Annotated in this window: 14 protein-coding genes; 6 read left to right on the top strand and 8 right to left on the bottom strand. The window is 59.0% G+C overall.

Annotated elements, in window-relative coordinates; all coding sequences use genetic code 11:
* The first annotated feature begins 105 nt into the window (after positions 1–105).
* From HGP17_RS26965 to HGP17_RS26980, 4 genes are all read left to right on the top strand, one after another.
* On the top strand, positions 106–936 hold the full coding sequence (locus HGP17_RS26965; protein WP_168813726.1) for a pirin family protein: 831 nt from the start codon (positions 106–108) through the stop codon (positions 934–936).
* Positions 937–1,025: 89 nt separating this feature from the next.
* Positions 1,026–1,982: an alpha/beta hydrolase gene (locus HGP17_RS26970; protein WP_168813728.1), complete on the top strand. Its 957-nt coding sequence runs from the start codon at positions 1,026–1,028 to the stop codon at positions 1,980–1,982.
* Between the two features lie 17 nt (positions 1,983–1,999).
* Positions 2,000–3,508 carry a GMC family oxidoreductase N-terminal domain-containing protein gene (locus HGP17_RS26975; protein ID WP_168813730.1) on the top strand — a complete coding sequence of 503 codons (1,509 nt, stop codon included), beginning with the start codon at positions 2,000–2,002 and terminating at the stop codon, positions 3,506–3,508.
* Between the two features lie 312 nt (positions 3,509–3,820).
* Positions 3,821–5,152, top strand: a complete 1,332-nt coding sequence (locus HGP17_RS26980) for an APC family permease (protein WP_168813732.1) — start codon at positions 3,821–3,823, stop codon at positions 5,150–5,152.
* A gap of 33 nt (positions 5,153–5,185) precedes the next feature.
* On the opposite strand, the gene HGP17_RS26985 is transcribed toward HGP17_RS26980, so the two are convergent.
* Positions 5,186–5,968: a LuxR C-terminal-related transcriptional regulator gene (locus HGP17_RS26985; RefSeq protein WP_168813734.1), complete on the bottom strand. Its 783-nt coding sequence runs from the start codon at positions 5,966–5,968 to the stop codon at positions 5,186–5,188.
* 111 nt (positions 5,969–6,079) lie between these two features.
* Here HGP17_RS26985 and HGP17_RS26990 point away from each other — a divergent pair, with 111 nt between their 5' ends.
* Complete coding sequence (locus HGP17_RS26990; RefSeq protein ID WP_348648998.1) at positions 6,080–7,492, top strand: amidase; 1,413 nt, start codon at positions 6,080–6,082, stop codon at positions 7,490–7,492.
* Between the two features lie 107 nt (positions 7,493–7,599).
* Here the strand turns inward: HGP17_RS26990 and HGP17_RS26995 are convergent, their stop codons facing one another.
* From HGP17_RS26995 to HGP17_RS27020, 6 genes are all read right to left on the bottom strand, one after another.
* Positions 7,600–8,484 (bottom strand): isoprenylcysteine carboxylmethyltransferase family protein, encoded by an 885-nt coding sequence (locus tag HGP17_RS26995; protein WP_168813738.1) that lies wholly within the window; start codon positions 8,482–8,484, stop codon positions 7,600–7,602.
* Between the two features lie 28 nt (positions 8,485–8,512).
* Positions 8,513–13,138, bottom strand: a complete 4,626-nt coding sequence (locus HGP17_RS27000; RefSeq protein WP_168813740.1) for a GMC oxidoreductase — start codon at positions 13,136–13,138, stop codon at positions 8,513–8,515.
* A gap of 30 nt (positions 13,139–13,168) precedes the next feature.
* Positions 13,169–16,198 carry a hypothetical protein gene (locus HGP17_RS27005; protein WP_168813742.1) on the bottom strand — a complete coding sequence of 1,010 codons (3,030 nt, stop codon included), beginning with the start codon at positions 16,196–16,198 and terminating at the stop codon, positions 13,169–13,171.
* Positions 16,199–16,673: 475 nt separating this feature from the next.
* Entirely contained in the window at positions 16,674–16,850 is a 177-nt protein-coding gene (locus HGP17_RS27010) for a hypothetical protein (RefSeq protein ID WP_168813744.1), read from the bottom strand.
* A gap of 111 nt (positions 16,851–16,961) precedes the next feature.
* Entirely contained in the window at positions 16,962–18,572 is a 1,611-nt protein-coding gene (locus HGP17_RS27015; RefSeq protein WP_168813746.1) for a hypothetical protein, read from the bottom strand.
* A 56-nt stretch (positions 18,573–18,628) separates the two neighbouring features.
* Positions 18,629–19,969 carry a hypothetical protein gene (locus HGP17_RS27020; protein ID WP_246704235.1) on the bottom strand — a complete coding sequence of 447 codons (1,341 nt, stop codon included), beginning with the start codon at positions 19,967–19,969 and terminating at the stop codon, positions 18,629–18,631.
* 185 nt (positions 19,970–20,154) lie between these two features.
* On the opposite strand from HGP17_RS27020, the gene HGP17_RS27025 reads away from it, so the two are divergent.
* Positions 20,155–20,385 carry a hypothetical protein gene (locus HGP17_RS27025; RefSeq protein ID WP_168813750.1) on the top strand — a complete coding sequence of 77 codons (231 nt, stop codon included), beginning with the start codon at positions 20,155–20,157 and terminating at the stop codon, positions 20,383–20,385.
* 171 nt (positions 20,386–20,556) lie between these two features.
* Here the strand turns inward: HGP17_RS27025 and HGP17_RS27030 are convergent, their stop codons facing one another.
* Positions 20,557–22,281 (bottom strand): penicillin-binding protein 2, encoded by a 1,725-nt coding sequence (locus HGP17_RS27030; protein ID WP_168813752.1) that lies wholly within the window; start codon positions 22,279–22,281, stop codon positions 20,557–20,559.
* Positions 22,282–22,344 lie beyond the last annotated feature (63 nt).

Below are 22,344 nucleotides of genomic sequence, written 5' to 3' on the forward strand. Positions count from 1 at the left end.
ATCGTCCAATTAATCGGACGGTTTGTTGCGAAATCATCAGCTTTTCGTCTCATTGCGCATCCGCCAAGATCCACATCACACAAGGATCTTCAGGAGGATCAAGCAGTGAGTGGCATTGCAATTAAGAGTCATTCGACAGCGCGGATTGGGTCGGCGATTTCCGGCGCGGTTCGCAAGATCGGGTCAGGATTTGTCGCCCGACAGTTTTCGCAGGAGATGTTCTCCGGCGATATGAAGCCGATCCTGATGGTCGACGATTTCGTCATGACGTCACCGACCTTTCCGCCGCATATGCATGCGGGGATCTCTGCGGTCACCGTCATGTTCGAGGATTCGCTGGGTGGCTTTCGCAATCGCGACACTCTGGGAAGCGATCTCGTCCTGAAGCCGGGAGATCTTTACTGGCTGACGGCAGGTTCCGGTGCGGTTCATGAAGAGCTGCCGGAGGGTAGTGCGAGGACGCACGCTTTGCAGATCTTTGTCGATCTTCCGGGCCATTTGAAGAGCGAGCCTGCGCGCGCCTTCCACGTCAAGGCCGAGGATGTCACGATCATCGAGGCGGAGGGGCACAGAGTGCGCGTTGTTCTCGATGATCGCGCGCCGGAGGCCGCAGCGCGCGGAGTACCGGTAGACATCACGGTGCTCGACGGCTTCCTTTATTCGAATGGCTCCTTCTCTCATGAACTTCCTGATGGGCACCAGGCGTGGCTCTATGCGGTGTCGGGCGCTCTGACTGTTCGCCTCGACGGCGAACTGCGTTTTCTGCCCGAAGGAACTGCGCTGACAATCTCGGGAGGCGAGGAGGCGCATGTCGCTTTGGGGACCGAGGCGGGTGCTCATTTCTTCCTGATGGCAGTCCGGCACGCTCGACACTCTCTGCGGCCCGAGCGCCTGGCCACATCGGCTGCCTATCCAATCGATCAACGGCGCAGATAGCCGCCAACGTCTCATCGACAATTTTCAGCCGCAGCCGGCCTGCGGACGGCAGAACGCTGCCTGGCAGCACCTCAACATGGGAGAGCAACATGTCCAATTTTTCGATAGCGGGTTCAGAGAACCATCAGGTTGAGTTCATTGCAATTTCCGACGACGAGCGGGAACGCGAAGCAGCGCTTCGCCTTCGATTTGCGTCGTTCTGGGGGTCGGCAACGGGTGAGCCGAGGGATATCTACGACACCTTCGTCTCGGCGACACCGATCGCTGTGGGCGTGAGCTTCGAGCCCGTCATTACTGAGGCCGTTCATGGATGGTGGGTGCGGCCTGAAAGCAGCCAAACCGGCTCGGCGCTGCTATTCCTCCATGGAGGCGGATATGTTCAGGGGCGTGCTAAGGCCTATCGTGGCCTCGTCAGCCAGATCGTTGCCCGCACGCAAATCCCCGCTCTTGTCATCGACTATCCGCTTGCACCGGAGGCAACTCTGCCGGCGGCTCCGCACGCGGCGCTCGCGGCATGGAATTGGCTACTCTCGCAAGGCTTCGAGCGCGTGGCGGTCGTCGGCGACTCGGCCGGCGGTGGCCTAAGCCTGGTTACGATCGCGAGCCTTTCCCAGCGAGACGGCGGTATCAAACCACTGTGCGGCGTCGTCTTTTCGCCGTGGACCGACCTTGCGTTCACGGGCCGCTCGATGACGGATCCCGATGTGGTGGATCCGCTCATTGGTTACGACTATCTGCAGGATTGCGCAACGAAGTACGTCGGAACAATGTCTCCGGACTCGCCTCTCGCCTCTCCGCTTCATGGTGACCTTGGCGGGTTGCCGCCGATCCTGATCCAGGTCGGAACGGACGAAAAGCTGCTCGACGATTCCCGCCAATATGAGGACCGCGCGGCCGCTGCAGGCGTACCAGTTCGCTTGGAGATATGGGAAGGCATGCACCATGTTTTCCAGCTGGACATTGCTCATCTGGAGAGCAGCCGTCTGGCGCTTGATCGCGCGGCTGCCTTTCTGCGTAACGCCTCCGAACATCCAATCAGCCGGTAAGCACGGGGAGAACGATCATGTCAAATTCCAACTTGTTCGATGTCATCATCGTCGGTGGCGGATCTGCTGGAGCCGTGCTTGCAAACCGGCTGAGCGAAGACGGATTGAAAAAGATCCTGCTGCTTGAGGCGGGCCCCGCCTATGCGCCATCCGAATTTCCGGACGTCATCGCAAATGCCAACCGCGTCGGCGGCGATGCCGCGCATGGATGGGGTTACCATTCGCAGGACCACGTCACCCTTGGTCATGATGTTCCGGCGATCCGCGGCAAGGTTTTGGGCGGCGGCTCGGCGGTCAATGCCGCAGTCGCCATAAGGGCGCGGCCTTCCGACTTCGCCCGTTGGACGATGCGGGGCGTCAAAGGCTGGACTTTCGATGATGTCCTGCCTGTGTTCAAGGCGATGGAAAACACGCCGACAGGCGATAGCGCCTGGCGCGGACGCTCCGGACCATTTCCCATTCGCCAAAGGACCATGGAAGAAAACACGCCTTCCATGCGCGCTTTCGTCGAGGCTTCACAGGCCTGCGGTCTGGCGAGAGTCGACGATTTCAACGGTGCGCAGCAAAACGGCGTATCGCCCTATCCGCTGAACGTCGTCGATGGCCGACGCATCAACACCGGAATGGCCTATTTGACCGATGAAGTTCGCCGGCGCGCGAACCTGACCATTCGCGGGCAGGGTGAGGTGGATACGATCGTCTTCAATGGACTTAGAGCGACGGGCGTGCGCCTTGTCACCGGCGAAACGATCACGGCGGGTCAGGTCATCCTGTCGGCGGGCACGTTCGGAAGCCCGGCCATTTTGATGCGCTCGGGTATCGGCCCGGCAACCCATCTCAAGGCGCTGGATATTCCTGTCCTTCTCGATAGGCCTGTCGGCGAGCGATTGAAGGAGCATCCCTTCTATTACAATATCTATGCCCTCAAACCAGAAGCGAAGGCCATGGCGCCAGTGGCGGGTGCCATCATCTGGACCAACTCAAGCGAGGCCGGCCCGGACGAACTGGATCTCCATGTCTCGGCAACGCATATTTTCGATCCGCTGCAAAGCCCGACCGGCGGCGCGATCGTGCTTGCTTGCTCGGTGACCTTGCCGAAGTCGAACGGATCCGTTCGCCTCGCAAGCCGCGATCCGCGCGCAATGCCGCTGATCCGTTTCAACTTCTTCGACGATCGCAGCGATTTGCGTCGCATGATGGAGGCCGTTCAACTATCCCGGCGCATTGGCCGGACGGCGCCATTCAGCGATGTGGTGGAATTCGAAATGACGCCGGGTCACGATGTCGAGGACACCGCTGCACTTGAGAAGGCGATCATTGCGAATGTCGACGGCTATTCCCACCCGACGTCTTCGGTGCCGATGGGACCCGAGAGTGATCCCAGCGCGGTCCTCGATGAAAACGGCATGGTCCGTGGTATCGAGGGTCTTCACGTCATCGATGCCTCCATCATGCCGGATATCGTCTCCGCGCCGACAAACGTAACGACCATCATGATGGCGGAAGCGATCAGCGGTCGGCTCTAGCAGATCCGACGCATCCACGGATCCATCGATGCCAGCGGACATTGGTCATCGATGGATACTTGCTTGTCGGAATGAACGACACACCCGCAATTGGGCAAAAAGTAGGCTCCGATTACCGTTGCAATCCCCTGAGTTCTGCCCTTTCTCGATGCGCGCGATATAGTACTTTGGGGTTATATTAACCCGCCGCCGGCTCGGTCATGTTTTCTTCATAAATAAAAAGCAGCGGGCGGAGACCTGCGCGGGAATAGCTGAGATATCTGCACTGCGCAGTTTCCGAGAAGATAAACAAGCTCTTCGCGGAGGCGGAACATGAATAATACTGTGAAACTCGATCGTACGCTCGGACTGTGGTCCGTCGTGCTCTTCGGCTTGGCCTATATGACGCCGATGATCGTTTTCGGCACCTTCGGCGCGCTGGCAACGGCAAGCCAGGGAACGACGGCCATGGCCTATCTCGTGGCGGCAGGCGCTATCTTTCTCACTGCCATCAGCTACGGCGTGATGGCGCGGGTCTATCCGGTTGCCGGGTCTGCCTACACCTATGCACGCCGATCGATAAGCCCAAGCATTGGATTTCTGGTCGGCTGGGCCGTCCTGCTCGACTACTTCTTCCTGCCCATGGTAATATGGCTGATCGGCGCTGCCTATCTCACCTCGGCATTTCCGAGTATTCCGGGCTGGATCTGGATCGTCGGATTCATCGCCGTAACGACCCTCGTCAATGTCGTCGGCATTGCCTTTGCCAACCGCGTCAATTTCATCCTGATGGTTGTGCAGCTGGCCGTTCTTGCTGCATTCGTGTTCCTGGCGGCCCGATATGTCGTAGCGCTGAATGGTCCCGGTGGTCTTGCCTCCGTTACCCCGTTCTTTAAAGCTGATGTACCATTCTCCGCGTCCGTCGCCGGTGCTGCGATCGCCGCTTATTCATTCCTGGGTTTCGATGCGGTCTCCACGCTGACGGAAGAAACCAAGGATGCCAGGCGCACGATGCCGAAAGCGATCCTGATCACCGCGCTTGCCGGCGGTCTGATCTTTGTTGCCTCGGCCTATGTCACGCAGCTTGCGCATCCGGGCTTCGAATTTGCCTCCGTCGATGCCGCAGCCTCCGAGATCGCCAAGACCATTGGTGGCGACCTGTTCGTCACGATCTTCTTGGCAACGCTTGTCGTTGCGCAGTTCACGTCGGGTCTCGCCGCTCAGGCAAGCGTCGGTCGCCTGCTCTATGCCATGGGACGCGATAAGGTCCTGCCGTCGACATTCTTCGGCAGCCTGCATCCGAAATGGCATACGCCGGTGCTCAATCTCGCTCTGGTCGGCATCGTCGGTCTGCTTGCATTGACCATGGATGTGACGACATCGACCTCGTTCATCAATTTCGGCGCATTCCTGGCTTTCACTGCCGTCAACATCTCGGTGATCGCGCTCTACTTGAAGAACAATCCCGAGGTTAAGCCGCTCGGTGTTCTGGTTGGTCTGGTTATTCCATCGGCTGCCGCTGTATGCGACCTGTTCCTGCTATGGAATCTGGACGGCAACGCGAAGATCCTCGGGCTTGTCTGGCTGGTGATCGGCATTGCCTATCTCGCCTATCTGACCCGCGCGTTCCAGACGCCGCCTCCGGAAATGGATTTCGCCGAGTAGGCTAGCAGACGGGGCTCGGTTTGTTGCCGAGCCTCATGCAAGGAACAGGCGGAACAATTCCGCCTGGCTCGAAATGTTCAGCTTTGCGTAAACCTGGCGGCGATGCACCTTGACCGTATTCGGAGATAGGGAAAGGACCGCCGCAAGCGAGAGGGTGGAATGTCCTTTCAGGATCAGCGTGACGATCTCCAGTTCGCGCTTGGTAAGCGACGGGTGGTCGATCTTCACGGCCGGCGAAGCAGCCCGGCTCTCGGGAGAAAGGCTTGGAAGCTGAAACCAGTGTCTCTCGCCAAGCGCACAGACGATGGGTGCCGCAGCCTTCAGCCTTTGCAGGTCCTCAGCCGAAAACAGCGGCGCGATACCCGTTCTCGACAAGGAGAGAACGGCAACGAAGCCGGCTTCCAATTTAAGCACGAAGCCGATCTCGTCGACGATCTCGGTCGTGGCATAGTGCAGCCGAAAATATTCGGTCTGGGTGAAATCATCGGGCGCCAAGTCACGCATCACGATCATACGCTCGCTGCTGTCGCTGCGTACGGCATCGTAGAAGGGATCGAGCACGAAGGCTCCGGCCAGATATCGACCGACGATGATGGAGCGCTCCGCGACGATACGTTCGTTATAGAGATCGAATGCGCTCCCATTGGGAGAATAGAGAAATCCGTTCATCATCTGAAATGGACACAGCAGACGGAGCGCGGCAGCCAGGGCATCAGGAAAGTCGTGCGAGCCGATGGCGCTTGTCGCAGCGCCGAGACTGACATTCCAGACATCGAAACTCGGCGTCCGGATGTCCGATGTCGCAGCAAAATTCATCGAAAACGTGGACCTTTCCTTGCTGCCCTCTCAAGGACAGGAACACGTGGATAGTAGCACGCTCCAATTATCCGTGAAACGGAGTCAGCCCGAAAAATGGAAACCGATCTCGTGAACAAACATCCGGACAATGCTTCAAGCCATCCGCTCGATCTTCCCGCGGAGCAGATCGCGACCGGTATTATTTCCGGGCGCTTCACCGCGGAAGAGATCGTGGGCGAGTCGCTGCGCCGGGCAAGATCCGTCAATGCGACGCTGAACGCATTCACGATCATCCGGGAAGACGAAGCGCTTGCCTCGGCTCGGGCGGCCGATCGTGCCGTTTCAGAAGGCAGGATTTGCGGCCCGCTTCATGGCGTCCCCTTCGCGGCAAAGGATCTTACGCCGACGAAGGGCGATCTCACGACGCTCGGCTCCTGGAGCTCGGGCGATTGGGTGCCGCAAGAAACTGCGCTTTGCATCCGCCGGCTCGAAGAGGCCGGAGGCATCCTGATCGGCAAGACGACGACGCCGGAATTTGCCTATGCAAGCTTTACGAAAAGCCCACGCTGGGGGGCCACCCTCAATCCTTGGGACTATGAAAAAACGCCGGGCGGATCGTCAGGCGGTTCGGCAACTACCGTAGCGATGGGCGTCGTGCCATTCGCGGAAGGCACCGACATGGGCGGTTCGGTCCGAATTCCAGCCGCCTTTTGCGGTGTCGTCGGATTGAAGCCGAGCCTTGGGCGTATCCCCATGACCATCTTGCCAAGCGTGTTCGACAATATCTCTCATTTTGGGCCTTTGGCGCGGACCATTGGCGATGCTGTCGCCTTCATGGAAGCGGCCAGCGGCCCCAGCGACGAAGACATCATGTCGCTGCCCTTGAATTTCTCCGGAAAGGCCGCCCGAAGCGGCAGCCTGGAAGGCCGGAGGTTCGCCGTCTCCATGGATCTCGGATATTACCATATCCAACCGGAGGTCGACGCGGTCATGCGCGAGGCGATCCGCCGAATTCGCGACCTGGGCGCCATCGTCGACGAGGTGCCGATGCATTGGACCAGAGATGTGAACGATCAATGGTTTGATCTCTGGTGCGTGTTCATGTCGGCATTTTTCGGTGAGAGACTGGCTGAGCACCAATCCCATATGGACCCTGTCGTGGTCGCGATGATCGAACGCGGCAAAGATGCGAACGCCACCGATTACAAGCGCGTGGAGCTGCTGCGTACGGCGATGTGGCGGGACATGGCCAAGCTCTTCGAAACATACGATGCTCTATTGTGCCCAACCTGTGCCATCACGGCGCCATCGGTGGACGAATGTGACGACGACTATGTCGCGACCTTGCCGAATGGCCGTTTCGCCGGCCTCGACATGACCTGCCCGTTCAATCTTCTGCCGCAGCTTCCCGCGCTATCCATGCCCGCCGGACGCGCATCCAATGGCCTGCCGGTCGGGCTGCAGATCGTCGGTCGGCGATTTGCCGACGAAGAGGTCCTGTCGTTCGGCGCGGCAATGGAGGCTGCCTTGTCTCTCCGATGATATAGGCACGGAGAGTTTTGAAGGGACTGCGTGCCCTCTCCTGCCAGAGCAGGCGCGGGACCCGTCAAGCCGGCTATTCCGCCGTCTTTGTCCTCCTTGGAGGGTAATCACTCCGTCTTTCTTTGCGACAGGACGATTGGGCGCTGTTTGACGAACCATGGAATGATCTTCGCCCGGGTTTTTACATACTCCTCATAGTCGGGACCCCAGAGCTTGATGAGATTGCGCTCCAGGAAGTAGATCCCGATCATGATGTAGATCGTCAAACCGATGGCGAAGGTAAGGTGTCCGATGGTCATGGTCGGCGTCACCCAGAATGCAATGATGAAGCCAAGGAAATCCGGGTGGCGGGACCAGTACCAGAGCCCCTTCATGGTTGTCGGCCAACCGACCTTGTAGTATTCAGGCGTGGTCTGCGGCAATTTGGTGTAGGGCCGGTCTTCGAGGAAGTCGATCACCTGATCCACGCCGAAAACCTTCCAATGGCCGACGAGGATCGTCGCCCAAAGCACTGTCAGCCATCCGGCGAACGAGATCCAATTGAGCGCCGGACGCCAGAATGGATCCTGCACATCCCAAAGCGCGTTGGGGATCGGCCGCCACTGCCATTGCAGCAAGACGAGGGCGGCGATCGCAACGACGATATAGGTGGATCTTTCCAGATGCTTCGGGACGATCCTGGTCCACCAGTTCTTGAACGTCGGCCGGGCCATGCCGGAATGCTGCAGACCGAGGATGATGAGCAGCACTATATTGATTGCCAACGCGGTCCAGAACGGCTCCACCACGCCCATATCGATCGATTTCCACGGCAACACGCCGCCAAATCTGCTGTTGATGATCGGTCCGAAGTAGTTGCCGACGAAGCCGACCGTGTAAAGCAGGATACCCCAGACCCCGATAATGTAGATGAAGCTGCCATAGAGAAAGGCAAAGATCTTTCTGCGCCGAAGCCGGATGTCTTCAGCAGTTGGTTCCGCAAATTCGCTCATCTCGTATTCCCCATCGCGTTGGAATCACTCATCGATCTCCGAAAATTGCCTGCCCGGCGCATTGGCCGAGCGATCGATAGCTCTCCCATTGATCGTCATCGAAGAACTGGTCGATGGTCGACTGATTGGGAAAGCTCGCATGTGTTTCGGCATAGTTCTTGACATCGGCGGGCATGGTGGGCGCCAGATTGGCCTTGATCCAGAGAACCCAGGAAATCTTGCCTGGCTGGTCGCGGTAGGTGATATATCCGAGCGCGGCACAGGCGGGACCTTCGCGCTTCAGCTGATCGAGGTTGCCGATCCGCTGCGGGTTGAGAACGAGGGCCTTGATCCATGCGGGTATCGCTACAGGCGAGGCGGCGGCGTCCAAAGCTTGCCATGGCTGGTTCGCGGCCGCACCAGGTGCGGGATCAAGCCAGAGAAAGTCCGCTTCGAAATCGAGCCTGACCTGACGCATCAGGATGGCAAGGTCACCGATCTCGTATTGCGCATCTTCGGATGCGTCGATGGCGATCATGAAGGGCAGGCGGCGTCGGATCAGTTCATAAAGGCCGGTCGTTTCGAAATGACCGCCATCGCTCAGATACCAGCGCTGCGCCGATGGACCTTCGAAATAGCCGCGCCATTCATTGAGCACCATCGCCTGTACGCCAAAGATCGTCGATGGCAGCGATTTTATACGCTGCCAGAGATTGGGAGGGTATCGTCCCGGGCGCTGGCCGGCGCTGATGCCGCTGTTCCACCAATATCCCAGCCGCACGTTGAGCAAGCCGAGCAGAAGCGACATGGGCAGGCTCGTCGTTCGTCCGGCGCCGGTCGAAACGGCCGCCGCCGAGATGGCCAGCCAGCGTCCGAGCGTCAATTGCTCGACCGTCGCTGTTTCGCCCGACCATTGCGCCAGGACATGAAACTTGTGCGGATCGGGCGAAACGGGAAGGGCTCGGACGATGGCCTTGTTGCCAGCCAGGTCGTCGCTGCGCGGCTCCCAAATGGCATGGTATTGCTGGCCGACGCTGATGCCGCCTGGGCCAAGGCACATCGGCAGGCCTTTGTTCTGACGAAGCTGACGGCCGGATACATGGTCGACCGTCTGATTGATGCAGACGTTGACGAGGTGCAGAGGGCCGCCATTGTCTTCGGGATGATAGTCACTCAGCGAGATATCGTCATTGTCGTCGGAAACCTGGATCGGCACGGGCGTGCTTGTCCCGACCGGATGGGTTCGCCATGCATTCGAGGCACCGAGGAATGTGCGGGTGATCTTCTGCGTCAATGATTGCTGCAGCGAGGAGAGATTGAGGAAATTGGTTGCGCGGCCGGCTGCCAGGGAAACGGCAAGCCCCGCCAATGTCGCCCAGATGCCGATGGATACGGCTTTGTCGAAGGCGGCATGCACAAGCATGTCCAAACCGAGAAGCAAGAGCGCTGCAAAGGAAAAGGCAAAGGCGGCAATGACATACTTGCCGCCGATTGCACCGCTCGTTTGAAGGCTATCGCGCGGAATGAGGCCGATGACGATCTTCCGAAGGAAAAGCAACAGCGGGGAGGCGGCCAGCATGGATGCGGCCATGATCGGACTATAGTCCGTTGCCGCAAGCGCGCGAGCCAGGCTATCGATGATGACGAAGCCGACCATCGCAACAAAGATCAGCAGCGCGCTTCCAAGCGCGCGTGAGAGCCGGTTGCGATAAAGAGTTGCAAAGTCGCGGCTGGCGGCGCGGCGCGGAATGTTCCAGCGGACCGCTTCCTGCCAAAGCCAGCTCAAGGTCAGCACGGCCGTTGCTATGAGAGCGATCGGAGCGAGGCTGCCAAGATCGACGGCGGCGATCGCGCAGCCAAGAAGGACGGCCCAGCCAAGGATGCCGAAGCGGGAATAGGGCCTCGGCGCGCCGCTATCCGGCGTGAGCCAGTAGCCGATGGAGATCGGCAAGACGGCGAGCAGCAGGACAATTATCGGCGCAAGCCACCAGGGCGATACCGAAAGGCCGGCAATCATCCAATCGCTTCCCGCCGTGGGGAAAAACGCCTGCGAGCTCCACCTGAGCAAGCCGAGACAGCCCGCGCCCAGAACGCCGATACAAAACAGGACGGCGGCCAGGTTGCGGGCAATAATGGCGAGATCCGTTTCCACGTCGGATCGGCCGCCACCGATCAGGTAATCGGCATGACGTCGCAGCCACCACACTTCGGCGGAGTTCGGATCGGCCAACATCGCCTCGACGCGCTCGACCTTGTCGGGCGTGTCGGACAGGGTGCGGGTGTAGAGGCGCCCCAGGAAGCCGGCAAGATAGCCGCCGCCGGACACGGACGAGATAAAATCGACTCGCCGGAGGATCTTGGCCTTTGCCAGCGCCTGCAGGACGCCGAGCGAATAGGTGGCGCTGCGAATGCCGCCTCCTGAAAACGCCAGGCCGACGCAATCGTTTGGAAGTGACGTCGGGGCCAACGCATCGAGAGGCATCGCCTCATCGACCTGCTGACGGCGGCGATGAATCGCGGCAGCTTCGCGTTGTTCCAGTTCGCTGGGATAGGCGGGCGAGTCCGCCAGAATCACATCCGCAGCCTTTTCGGCGATCATGAATACTGGCGTCACGAGGAAATAACCCGGAATTCTTGGAAATATCGAAGCGTCGACAACGCGAAGATTGCGGACGCCGTGCACGCGAAAACTGCTATCCAGCACCGCATTTTTGTCGCGCAAAGCTTTGACATTCGCCCGCCAGGGATCGCTTCCCATCCGGCAGGTGCCGCACGCGTGATGCCCCCACGCTTCGTCCTGTATCCATTGCTTGATGGCGGAAACGCTGCTCCCCACGCCGTTGCCGGGCTGAATTTCCAGTTTCATGCCGCGGATCTTGCCATTGATCTCGCGGACGCGCTGGATCGCATCGCAGACAGCGTCGAGATCGCCGACGTGGCCGGGCGGGCCTTCGGAAAAGGAGCGGAAATTGATATCGGGCACGTCGAAAGGATCGCCGTTGCGCAGGGTCACCGTGCCGTAGTTGTTGTCGGTGTAGGCTTTCAGGATCACCCAGGTCCACAGATTGCGCTGATCTTGCAGAGCGCCTTTCGTCGGCCTGAGCAGCTCTTTCGACCAGTTCCAGTAATAGCCGCGGAAAGCGGCAGGCACGCCAAAAACGAACAGATCAGGATTGTCTTGGCTCTTGTTGGCCGAGGACGACATCATCATCGCCAGCGCGCCGCCATTCGTACCGTAAAGCCCTGTCCTGTCGACGAGCCACTTCTTGCGCAGCGGATCGTTGGGGTCGCCCGGCTGGAAGCTTGCGCCTTTCAACGTCGCGAAGTCTCGATGCATTTCGCTAACGACGCTGACCTCGTACCGGTCCTGAAGGTTTGATCCGACACCGGGCAGATCGACCACCGGAGCGATTTGCCCGCCATCCCTGTCACGCGGCCCGGATATGCCCATGTCCTGCAGCTTTTTCGCGCTGCCGATGCCGCTCAGCACGAGCAATTGCGGCGTGTTGAACGAGCCGCCGCAGACGATGACTTCGCGGCTCGCAAAATACTGTTTTGTTTCGCCGGCTTTTGCTTCGTTGTTGCGTTTTGATGCCTTGTAGAGAAATTCGCCCATAACGATTTCGACGCCGACGGCGTGCGGAGTTTCGTCGCCTGCGTGTCTTTCGAAGAGCAGGCGCGTTGCATGAGCTCCGGTTTTCAAAACAAGCCGATCCGGATGCCGTGAAGCAACGTCGAGAAGCCATTCCCGCAATCCGTAACGGGTCTTGCCGTTGGTACCGATAGATATCAGCGAGAGGCGTGCTCTGCTGTCGATATCGGCTGCGCGCACGTTCGGATCGAGGAACTGAATGATCTGCAGGTGAGCCAAAGCGCGCCGGAAGATCGATTGCTCTCCCTTGCCGGCAAGCGCCGACCAGACGACATTGAAGATGAGGCCGAGAAATGTGCGATCGCCGCGTGCGACCGCTGCAATGACCAGGGGATCGATGAAGCTTGTCGGCTGCCAGCCTTTGAAGCCGTGACCGTTCGGATCGAGGTCTCGTCGCGGATTGATAAATGCGCCGACCGCCTGCACCAAACTCAAGAGACCGCCGAGAATTCTGCCAAAAAAACCCTTATAGACCTTGTAATAGAGACACTGCTCGATCTTCGGGAAATAGCCCTGCATGTTCTCGGATCGCCAGCTGTCATCGCCTGTCAGCCTGGCAATGTCGTCCCAATCGGAATCGTTCGGTCGAATGACGATCATCGCATGATGGGATGTGCAGCCGCCAAGCGCTGCCGCTCGCGGATAGAAAATGCCGCCCTTGCCCGATTGGCCTTTGTTCTGCGAGGGATCTCTGGCCGGATCGTATTTGCTGTCTTTCTCTTGCAGTGTCTGATCATTGTAGTGGCGGACGGAGAAATCCCAGCTCGTTGCGTCATCTTCCGTTGCAGCGGCATTGTAGGCGGGAACTTCGTAGACCTCTCGCGGCTTTGCATTGCTGTCGATCGCCGGATCGCTCCCTGCTTCGATCAGCAGAACGCGGCGGCCGCCGAGCGCCAGACGCGCGGCCAGGGGACCGCCGCCTGCGCCAGAACCGATGACGATATAGTCAAACGGCGTCGCTTCCGGATCTCCTGCCTGCTCGACGGCTCTGTCGATTGTTGCTTGCAGCGCCTCTGTTGCCATGATCTCTCGTCAGTCTCCACATTCAAGGACTTAGAGCGTCTTCAAAAATGCCTTCAGTTCAGCCTTCTGATCATCTGGCAGCGTGTCGGCGAACCAATGTCCGCGATCGAGCACGAAGTCGGGGCATTTGCTGACCCGCATCAAAGGGTCTGCAGCCTCGGCTTCGAAAGCCTCCCAGGCAGGGCCGTCGGGTAGCTGATCCTTGCGAATGCGCAGGATACCGCGTGTCAGGCCGAAGGCCGCCTGCAGCAGATCGCCCGTCGCGGCCTCCGGATTCATATTCATGATGAGGCTTACCGGCGTGCCCGTCGGGATGGGCCCGACCTTCAGATCGCCCTGCCGCCCATCGATGAAGGCATTTGCCTGCTGGCTCGCAAGAAGGCTGATCAGCGCCAGCGCCGCAAAAACGATCCTGCCGATCCAGCGTCGGCGCGTTGCAAACCAGAGAAGCGCGGCGATGCCGGTCGCGATAATCGGAAGTAGCCACAGCAGCGGGTAGATCGTGTCAATTCGGCTGAAGCGCAGAACGACCGCAGCCAGGATGGCGACAACCGCGAAGACGAAGCCCGCATGGCGCGGCTGCCCGAATATTGCGAGCAACGCCGCGCCGATTGCGAGCGCAATCCACACATAGGTCGTCAGAAACGATGTCCAGAACGTGCCGATGATGCCGCTGACCAGCGGCCGGATGAACCGTGCCGGAAAGTCGATCCATGTTGGCTGCGTCGTGCGATAGATGAAGCCGCGATCACCATCGGCAAGAGCCATTTTCCCTCTGAGGTCACCGGACAGGCGAAAGGCGCTCGTCTCGCGTTTGGCGCTCCACAAAACCTTGTCGATCGCATCGTCGAAGGCTGTCAGGCGACCTTTGATCGAGGGATCGCCGGTATATTCGCCGAGTGTGTTGTTGTGCAGGAAAGGCGCAGTCGCCCAGAGGCTGATCAGCGAGGCCGGTCTATAATATCCGGGTCCACCGGCCGGCGGGGCATAGGTGTCGTTGTTGCCCCATTTGTCGACCGGTTTCCCTGAGAATGGATTGAAGAAGTGGACATCGCCGACGGCGGGGAGCGACTTGTAGGTTTCCGAGGAGAAGTTGTCCCAGACCTGTCCGCGCATCGCATTCGTACCGACCGCCCGCGCAGAATTCGTGCCCACAAGCGTGATCGGCACGCGGATATCGGTGGACAAGAAGTTGTTCCGCAGAAAATCGTCCTGCTCGCCGGTGGGGTGGCCCGCCAGCGCATCGATCTGCTTGACGTATTCGCGATAATTGTCGCTTTTCGTAAAATCTTGCCATTCAGCAAAATCCATCGGCAGCGTCAGACTGCGCGAGCTGTCGAAACTTGGCAGGTCCTTCCTGGTCCAGTCGCGTGAAAACTGCAGGGTAAAGCCGTTCGGCTGCTTGCTCGAATGACAGACGGCGCAGTTTTGTACGAACACGTTGCGCCCGCTGACGGCGTCGTTGCGTTCGGCATCAATGATCGGTCTTCCTTCAGCCGTGTCGACGAGATGCATCGGCTGCGTCACGCTCGCGCCATCCTGCTGGCTGATATAGGTGAAGAAGGCCGCGAGATAGGGAATGCGATATTTGTCTGCGGTGCGCCAGTAGACCGAATTCTTCAACGCGGTCGCCACGGCGAAAGGTCGTTGCGGCGTGAAGCCGACGATCGAGTTCTGCACCCGCTTCCACTCTTCCGAATAGGCGCCGATATTGAGGTAGACGCGTGAGAGGGCGCCGAAGATGCCAACGCTGTCGGAGCCATCCAGCAGGACGCGTGGCGTGTGTCTCGGATTGGCTCCGGGCTGCGGATCTTCGATGTGGGGGATCAGGAGGTTGGTCGCGCTCTGGTTTTCAGGCGGGTTCTGTTGCGCCCGATCGAGACGCGCGGGCACGTCGAATATGGCGGTGATCGTGTTCGGGTTGTTGATGTGATCGGTGCTGACCAACGAGGTGTCGATCGTGCCGGGCTGTTGGCTGGCCAGAAACTGATAGAGAAAGCTGTCCGGCTTCTTGAGATTGACGAATGTCGAGACCGGGTTCCAATATTGGTCGCCCACCGTCGTCGACAGGTTGGACCATTGCGGCTTTTCGACATCGGCCGGCGGGTTCAGCGGATGCGGCGCGATGTGACAGAAGCCGCAAGACATGCTGACACGGAAGGGCCGCACCAGGTTCGGGTCGGCATTGACAGACGTGTCGGTATAGTAAGCATCTCCGGGTGGGTCTTCGACGCGCGTCTTCCAATATTGCCGGGCATTTTGTGCGGCCTTGGTCTTGCCGAAGAAATCCGGATTGGGCACCAGCCGCAGCCCGACAATGCCGCTCGGGTAGCCATAGACATTCGGATCCAGGCCGTCGTCGGGAAGCTGCGCGAGCACCTTGTCGAATTGCTCGCGATCCCATGGTTCAAATGCTTCGCAACCGGCTTTCGACACTGGACGAGCGGCAAGAGCCTTGGTTTTTTGATCGATGTCCGATGCAGGTTGCTTCAGCTTGATTGCGTCGCCGTCCGCCTGGTCGATGTATAGGCCGAACAGTCGCTTCGATCGATCTGTCTGCGCCTTCATGCCGGGTTGGTTGATGAGGCCGAATCTTGCAAAACGTGCGTTTCGGTTTCGCGAATCCGTCAGTACGAGAAAGTCGGTCAGCCCGTAGCCATGCTGCTGGATCCAGTTCCAGAAGACATCGTTGCCTTCGCCCCAGAGGATCCAGGTATTCTTGCCCTTGATGGCGCTGCGTGCACCGGGGGAGATCGCGCCTCCATCGGTCTGGTAATTGAAGGGATGCAGTTTGCCGCTGGCATCCGGCACCATGTCGACATCGCTGAATAGATTGCGCTGCTCCGCCGGGAAACAATCTTCCCCACGCTTGTTCAACGGAGTGCCGGCTTCCGTCATGCCGCCTTGCGGCTCGTCGGCCGGAGCGGAGAGGTCGATGCCGTTCGCGGTGGAATCCCAGCCCGGCATCGATCGCGGTGTCAGCGAGGCGGCCGGATAGTCGCTCGGTTGCGACTGTGCCGGGTGGAGAGAGGTCAGCAGAAGAGTCAGGACAACAGCCATGCTCCGCAGCGTTCTGCCGTTGCGTGATGAGAACCGCAAAGTATCCGATATTGCCAGACCGCCCACTGTCGCCCCCGTGTGGAAATTGCCTGCCTTACGAATGATTGATTATGAAGATCGTTGGCAGCGATGTCCTTCGCTGCAGACTGCACGAAATTTCGGATATGCCCCTGCCGACCGCGCAGGCCCTTCCTGCTTCGGTCGCACCATGCGAGGATATGCGCCCTTGATACTGTCGGCCGCTTGATGAGCTGCAGGACGTATCATGCATCGAAATCAATCTATATGCGAGTCTTCTAATGTTTATAGGCGCCGTTCGACGGCGGGAAAACGCTTGCGTTGTCACGCATCATACTCCCGCCGCGCTGCGTGCCAGAGCGCTGCTGTCTTCACCGAAGTTCCGAATGATCGCTCTCTCTCTGTTCTCAAACAATTCCGAACGGAAAGCCGCCGAACAATTTTGCGCGATATGCTTTCAGGCTTGATAGTCAGCAGTCTCCACCTTCAACGAGCTGATCGCCTCCTGCACTTCGGTTTCAGCCAACTCGAGAAGCGCCATTTCGATGATATAGGCAAGAAGGTTATGCTCGGCCTTCAATGCGAGATTTAAAGCCATTTCGAGGTGGTCGCGAATCGCTTCTTCGGTACGCATTCTGGAATATCTGCCTCTTGTCATCGTTTCTGGTGAGAAGAGGAACAGGCGACCGTGAATTCACCGTGAATTGGACCGAGCGGCAAACCACAGGCTCAAAGGCTTCGTGCTTCAGCGCGCAATGGCATCGATCAACGGCATACGGCGGAGCGTTGTCACGGGATAATTATTGTCCAGCAGCCGCTCGAGGCGGAAATCCGGCTCACTGATCTTCAGGAGCGCTATGGTGCGCTGTAGTGCCGGTCCCCTGTCGGCGTGCTTGTAAAGCGCGGTGAGGTAGCGCAGCGGCGCGATAAACGAGGATCTCAGCATCAATGCCGCTTCGGCATGGTCGATCGCGTCTTCATAATCCCCCATCGCCGCTGCCGACATGCAACAGAAAAACTCGACGAAAGACCGATGTTCAGCGCTTCCGGAAAGATTGAGCGCTTTTTGCGAGGAGATCCGACTGTCGACGAGATTGCCGAGCACAAGCTCCGTATTGGATAGCATCGCGTGATTGATTGCGTTCAGCGGATCTGCGTCGACGGCGCGACGCGCCAGGTTAAGCGAGCTGCGCTTCGATCCGCCCGACAGATATTCGAGATGGGCGCGCACTCCGAGCGATATTGCGCTGCCCGGCGCCTCACGCAGCGCGGCTTCCGCCAAGGTTTCGATATCGATCTGCTCGGCCAGAAACCCGGCCGTTCGATGCTGGAAATTGGCTATATTGCGAAGAAACGCACGCCAGGCCAGAATTTGCGGGCGCGCCTCGTATTGGTAGGCTTGTTTGAGATAACGGTCGGCCTGCCGCAGGCTTGGCTTGTCGAAACGGAAAATCGACTGCCGCGCCCGATTGACCAGCAAGGCGGCACAATTGCTCGCGGTCAGGCCTCCATTCCTGTTGCGCAATGTCGCCAGGATGGCATCGACCGCCTCGGCGGCCGGGCGTGCGAGGCTTTCCTGTCCATCGGAGAAGACGTCGGCAACCACGCGAAAGCTGCGCGACCAGAGAATCCTGCGGTCCTGTGCATCGCTGATTGCCAGATGCAATTGCGCCGTCTCGGGCGTCCAGCCGGTGGCGACGGTGACAATGACACCATCGCGCGCGGTCGGGAGAACGGCCGTCCTGTCGTCGTCAAATCGAAAAATCTGAAAATCGGCAAGGTCCAGAAGCGAGGTTGCCATCAGCGATACGAGCGGCGCGACGATCGTCTCGACGCCGCGCACGTCATGATTGGACACGAAAAAGAAAATTGCCGGCGCGCCGATCGGCGCATGAAGACCCGGCGTCTGCAAGCTCGATGCGGGCACGGGCGGTGACGTCCGCGCGAATTCGGCCCGTCGGTCTCGAATCCATTGTTCGAATTCCTGATCGGGGACATTGAGGTCGGCAAACAGTTCTGCGTCCGATACATCCGGCTCGATCTGCTGCTGTTCGTCCCGAATGAAACGGAACTCGCCGGATTTCAGTGCGATGACCTCGCGGTCAGCGATCAGGAGATCGGCCTGCGGACCAAGGCTGCGGCGAATTTCCGACAGCGCTTGCCGCAGGCTTTCAGAGCCCTGCTTCGGGTCACGCTCGCTCCAAAGCTTGTCCTGTATCCAGACGCGGGGGCGACAGTGGCCTGGAGCAAGGGCCAGAAGTGCAAGCACCGCGCGCGCCTTCATCCCGCGCGGTGTCAGATCGTTTCCGACCTCGTCAACAATTCTGAAACGCCCATATGCCGAAAGTCTGATCATGGCTCGCCCACCCCGCAGACCAGTCACACGCTCCCGTTTCGCACGGCCTATGGCCGTTAGCGCTGAAACAGACCGTTGCTCTGATCTTCCGTGCCCATTTCAAATCTATCGACATCGACAGCTTGAGGCAACTCCTGCATTGCATGAGCGACAGTCGATTTGAACGGATAGGGAGGTACGTCGGTCGTTGACGAGGCATGGTCCGGAAATGCTTCCGCGCCCCAGTTTCGAAAAGCGCCGATCCCCTTGGAAACCTGTAGCGTGTAGTCGAGAGACTGCGTGTCCGGAACGGCGGAATTGCTGCCGATATCGCGGAAATATTTCTTCGCGGCGGCCGCGTCGAACGGGTCGGCGGGTGCGTCAGGCAGGAGCACCTCGGCTTCCTTTTCCTCGGGCGATTTTGCCTGAACGGCTCTGCCCCAGTCCACCGCGCGCTGATGACAGGTGATGCAGGCTGAAAGCGGATTGTCGACCGGACCATTTGCCCGTCCGAACAGCCCCAGCGTGTGCCGTGGCAAGGAATAGAAATGGGCGGCGGCCACAGGGTTCACCCAGCTTTCCTTCGCGCTCGCCGTGCCCTGCAGATAGTTTGTCGACGTCAGATCGGCATCGCTGCCCCAGATCAGCCCGACGGGAATGAGCCGGTCGTAGGGCGTGTTGCCCGGCTGGGCTGCGTCATACATGAAGGTGCCGAAGAACCAGCCGTTCGGCGAACGCTTGTCCTTGACCGAAATGTCCATTTGCAACAGTCGCATGGTCATGATGCTGCCATCGTCGTTGGCGGCGACGTCCCATTCCTTCGATCCCGTCAGGAAAGGGACCTGTGCCGGCATGGCGTTGGTGAACAGCATCTTCACGCCCAGCGCGCCGTCGGCAAATGCGAAGCCTTTTGTCTTTGGAAAGCTGGGATCTTTCCACATCTGGCCAAGGCCATAACAGGCGACGTTGTTGTAGATGCCAACAGCCCATGTGCGCGCCCAGGCAGTTTGCAGTTCATGCAGTTCCTTGGGTCTCGACCAGCGCTCGCTCGTCATGCCATGCAGCGGTTCGCGCAGCATGTGAAACCACGGCGCGTCGCACCATTGCTCCGTCTTATTGTCCTCGATGCGCCAATCGATCTCCGGACGGGCATTCACTTTGGTGGCATATTGCAGGATCGTCGTCATGTAACGATAGGGATCTGCAAAGGGATCTATTGATTGCCAGGGCAATGCGCTCGTGTCGGGCAGTTGCGTCGGAAAGTCGTAGTGGACCTGAAATTTGCGTTCGCCGTCACCACCCTTGAGTGGTCGGCTGCTCGAACAGTTGAACAACGCTGTTGCTGCCGCCGCAAAACTCTTGTCGGCGGGCGCCGGACAGTCTGCCCGTGCTTGAAAAGCCCAAAATGTCACTAACATGAAAAAACACAGAACAATTGGCTTCATCGCAATGCTCCCCAAAGTGTCTTTATGGCGCTAGCATAAGTTGATTTTTGATCAGCGGCAAACAACATATTCTTGCGGATGAACCCCGCCGGAGTATTCCCAAAGGTCCGGTATTCGTGCTTTAATCCGGGAATCTCTCGATGAGACGGAGTAGGGCGATGCCAGTTCCACCCGGATTTGAAAAGCTGATGGCGGCTGTTGTCAAAAACGAATATCGCAAGGGCGTTCCAGCCGAAGAGGCGCTGACTGTCATCAAGACAATGTGGCAGCGCCAGATGGCCGTCCAACAGGCCGAAAAGATTGCCCTTGAGAAGCCGGACGCGGTCGATGAAGACGGCGCCGAGGAGACGACGGAACCTCCGCCTGATCTTCGAAAGGTTGAGAAGTAAACACCCACTGAAGAATGCGCCTCACTCCAAAGCAGGCATTTTTTGACCGGTCTTGCTCGATTAGCAGACAGCAACAAGCGTGGATGGCGCGTGATATGTCGGCCTGCCGAAGGCTGGTGTCAGCAGAGACCGGTTTTCCATAAATCTGGAATCAGATGAGACGGCTTAATCTCAATAGGCCGCCAGTACATTCGTGCCAAACTCCGGCTGGACCCCAAGAATCGGCGCCGCGCGGCTGATGATATCATGAACCATCGGTGCGGCCGTTTCGGCGGCGAGATTCAAGTTATGCACGCCTGTCAGCGGCTGGTCGATGAAAGCCAGGATCACATATTTCGGATTGCTCATCGGAAAAGCGGCAAGGAAGGAATTGAAGCTCAACTTGTGCGAATAGACGCCGTGGATGACCTTGTTCGCGGTGCCCGTCTTGCCGCCGACGTGATAGCCTGGCACGTCAGCGCTTTTGCCCGTGCCCTGCTCTCCGTTCAGCCGGAAGAGATAGCGGATCGTGTCGCTCGTGCTCTTCTTGACGATCATCGTTTCGGTTTTTTCCGCCTCTTCCTGCGTGCGCGGAAGGAAGGAAGGCTCGATCAGCTTGCCGCCATCGATGAGGGCGGCGCCGGCGACGGCAGTCTGCATCGGCGTGGTGGCAACGCCGTGGCCGAAGGCGATAGTGATGGAGTTGATCTTCTTCCAAACCTTGGGCTGGCTTGGCGCCTTCACCTCCGGCAGCTCGGTTTGCATCTTTGACAGCAGGCCGAAGCGCGTCAGATAGGTTTTCTGGACGTCCATGCCGACCTTATCCATCATCTTGGCGGTGCCGATGTTGGACGAATAGCGGAAGATTTCCGGGATCGACAGCACGCGCCGCGGTACATCGCGGTCGTCATGGATCGTGAAGCCACCGTAATGCAGCGGCGCGCTGGCATCGAAGGTGTCACTCAGCTTGACCGTTCCGGTATCGATGGCCATCGCGATCGAGAAGGTCTTGAAGACCGAGCCCATTTCATCGGTGCCGTTCGACATGCGGTTGAGCCAGCCTTTGCCGCCATCCGCCTGCGGATCGTTGGGATCGAAATCGGGGGCCGACGCCATGGCGAGCACTTCGCCGGTATGGATGTCGAGAATGACGGCGCCTGCCGCCTGACTTTGATACCGGCCGATCGCATCCGATACCACGTCGTGGACGACGTTCTGGACGCGCAGATCGACCGATAGCTTTACCGGCTGCAAGGTGTCCTGGCTCGTCAGGCCGGTGGAGTCGAGATCCGACAACCCCTGCTGATCGAGATACTTTTCCATTCCGGCAACGCCGTGATTGTCGATATCGACGTAGCCCAGGATGTGAGCCGCGGTGCGGCCGCCGGGATAGAAGCGTTTGACCTCCGGCCGAAAGCCGATCGCCGGAATGCCGAGCGCCAGGATGTCGTTCTGCTGCTTAGGGGTCAACTGGCGGCGCAGCCACGCGAAATGCGAGCGATGGTCGGCAAGTTTCTTGTACAGTGATTTGCGATCGATATCCGGGAAGACCTGAGCAATCTTCTCGACAGCCTCATCCGCATCGACGACGCGATTGGGTTCGGCAAACATCGAGACGGTGCGGATGTCGGTTGCCATCAGTTCGCCGTTTCGATCGACAATGTCGGGGCGCGAGGCAACCACATGCTCTGCGGGGATCGACGATGTATCGTCGCGTGGCTCCATGCCAAAATAGGTCAACCGGCCGAAAATGACCGCGTAAAATATGATCAAACCGCCGCCCAGCATGATGATGCGGGCTTTGGCAAGCTTGGCATGACCTGCCGCTTGAGCCGGAGGACGTCGGCGCAGGCCAGGACCAAACGTTAGCCTGACAAGCCTGCCGCTGTTTGCGCTTAAGGCATGGATGATCGACATTACCGATTTATTCGCATAACTGGAAAGGCCGGGGGCGCCTTTCGATCTCGAATTTATAAAATC

The organism is Rhizobium sp. P38BS-XIX, from assembly GCF_012641435.1.
Classification (GTDB): domain Bacteria; phylum Pseudomonadota; class Alphaproteobacteria; order Rhizobiales; family Rhizobiaceae; genus Rhizobium.

Excerpts from the sequence above, each read along its gene's own strand:
- HGP17_RS26970 (WP_168813728.1), top strand. The coding sequence starts at position 1,026 with ATGTCCAATTTTTCGATAGCGGGTTCAGAGAACCATCAGGTTGAGTTC.
- HGP17_RS26975 (WP_168813730.1), top strand. The coding sequence starts at position 2,000 with ATGTCAAATTCCAACTTGTTCGATGTCATCATCGTCGGTGGCGGATCT.
- HGP17_RS26980 (WP_168813732.1), top strand. The coding sequence starts at position 3,821 with ATGAATAATACTGTGAAACTCGATCGTACGCTCGGACTGTGGTCCGTC.
- HGP17_RS26985 (WP_168813734.1), bottom strand. The coding sequence starts at position 5,968 with ATGAATTTTGCTGCGACATCGGACATCCGGACGCCGAGTTTCGATGTC.
- HGP17_RS26995 (WP_168813738.1), bottom strand. The coding sequence starts at position 8,484 with ATGAGCGAATTTGCGGAACCAACTGCTGAAGACATCCGGCTTCGGCGC.
- HGP17_RS27000 (WP_168813740.1), bottom strand. The coding sequence starts at position 13,138 with ATGGCAACAGAGGCGCTGCAAGCAACAATCGACAGAGCCGTCGAGCAG.
- HGP17_RS27005 (WP_168813742.1), bottom strand. The coding sequence starts at position 16,198 with ATGGCTGTTGTCCTGACTCTTCTGCTGACCTCTCTCCACCCGGCACAG.
- HGP17_RS27010 (WP_168813744.1), bottom strand. The coding sequence starts at position 16,850 with ATGCGTACCGAAGAAGCGATTCGCGACCACCTCGAAATGGCTTTAAAT.
- HGP17_RS27015 (WP_168813746.1), bottom strand. The coding sequence starts at position 18,572 with ATGATCAGACTTTCGGCATATGGGCGTTTCAGAATTGTTGACGAGGTC.
- HGP17_RS27020 (WP_246704235.1), bottom strand. The coding sequence starts at position 19,969 with ATGTTAGTGACATTTTGGGCTTTTCAAGCACGGGCAGACTGTCCGGCG.
- HGP17_RS27025 (WP_168813750.1), top strand. The coding sequence starts at position 20,155 with ATGCCAGTTCCACCCGGATTTGAAAAGCTGATGGCGGCTGTTGTCAAA.
- HGP17_RS27030 (WP_168813752.1), bottom strand. The coding sequence starts at position 22,281 with ATGTCGATCATCCATGCCTTAAGCGCAAACAGCGGCAGGCTTGTCAGG.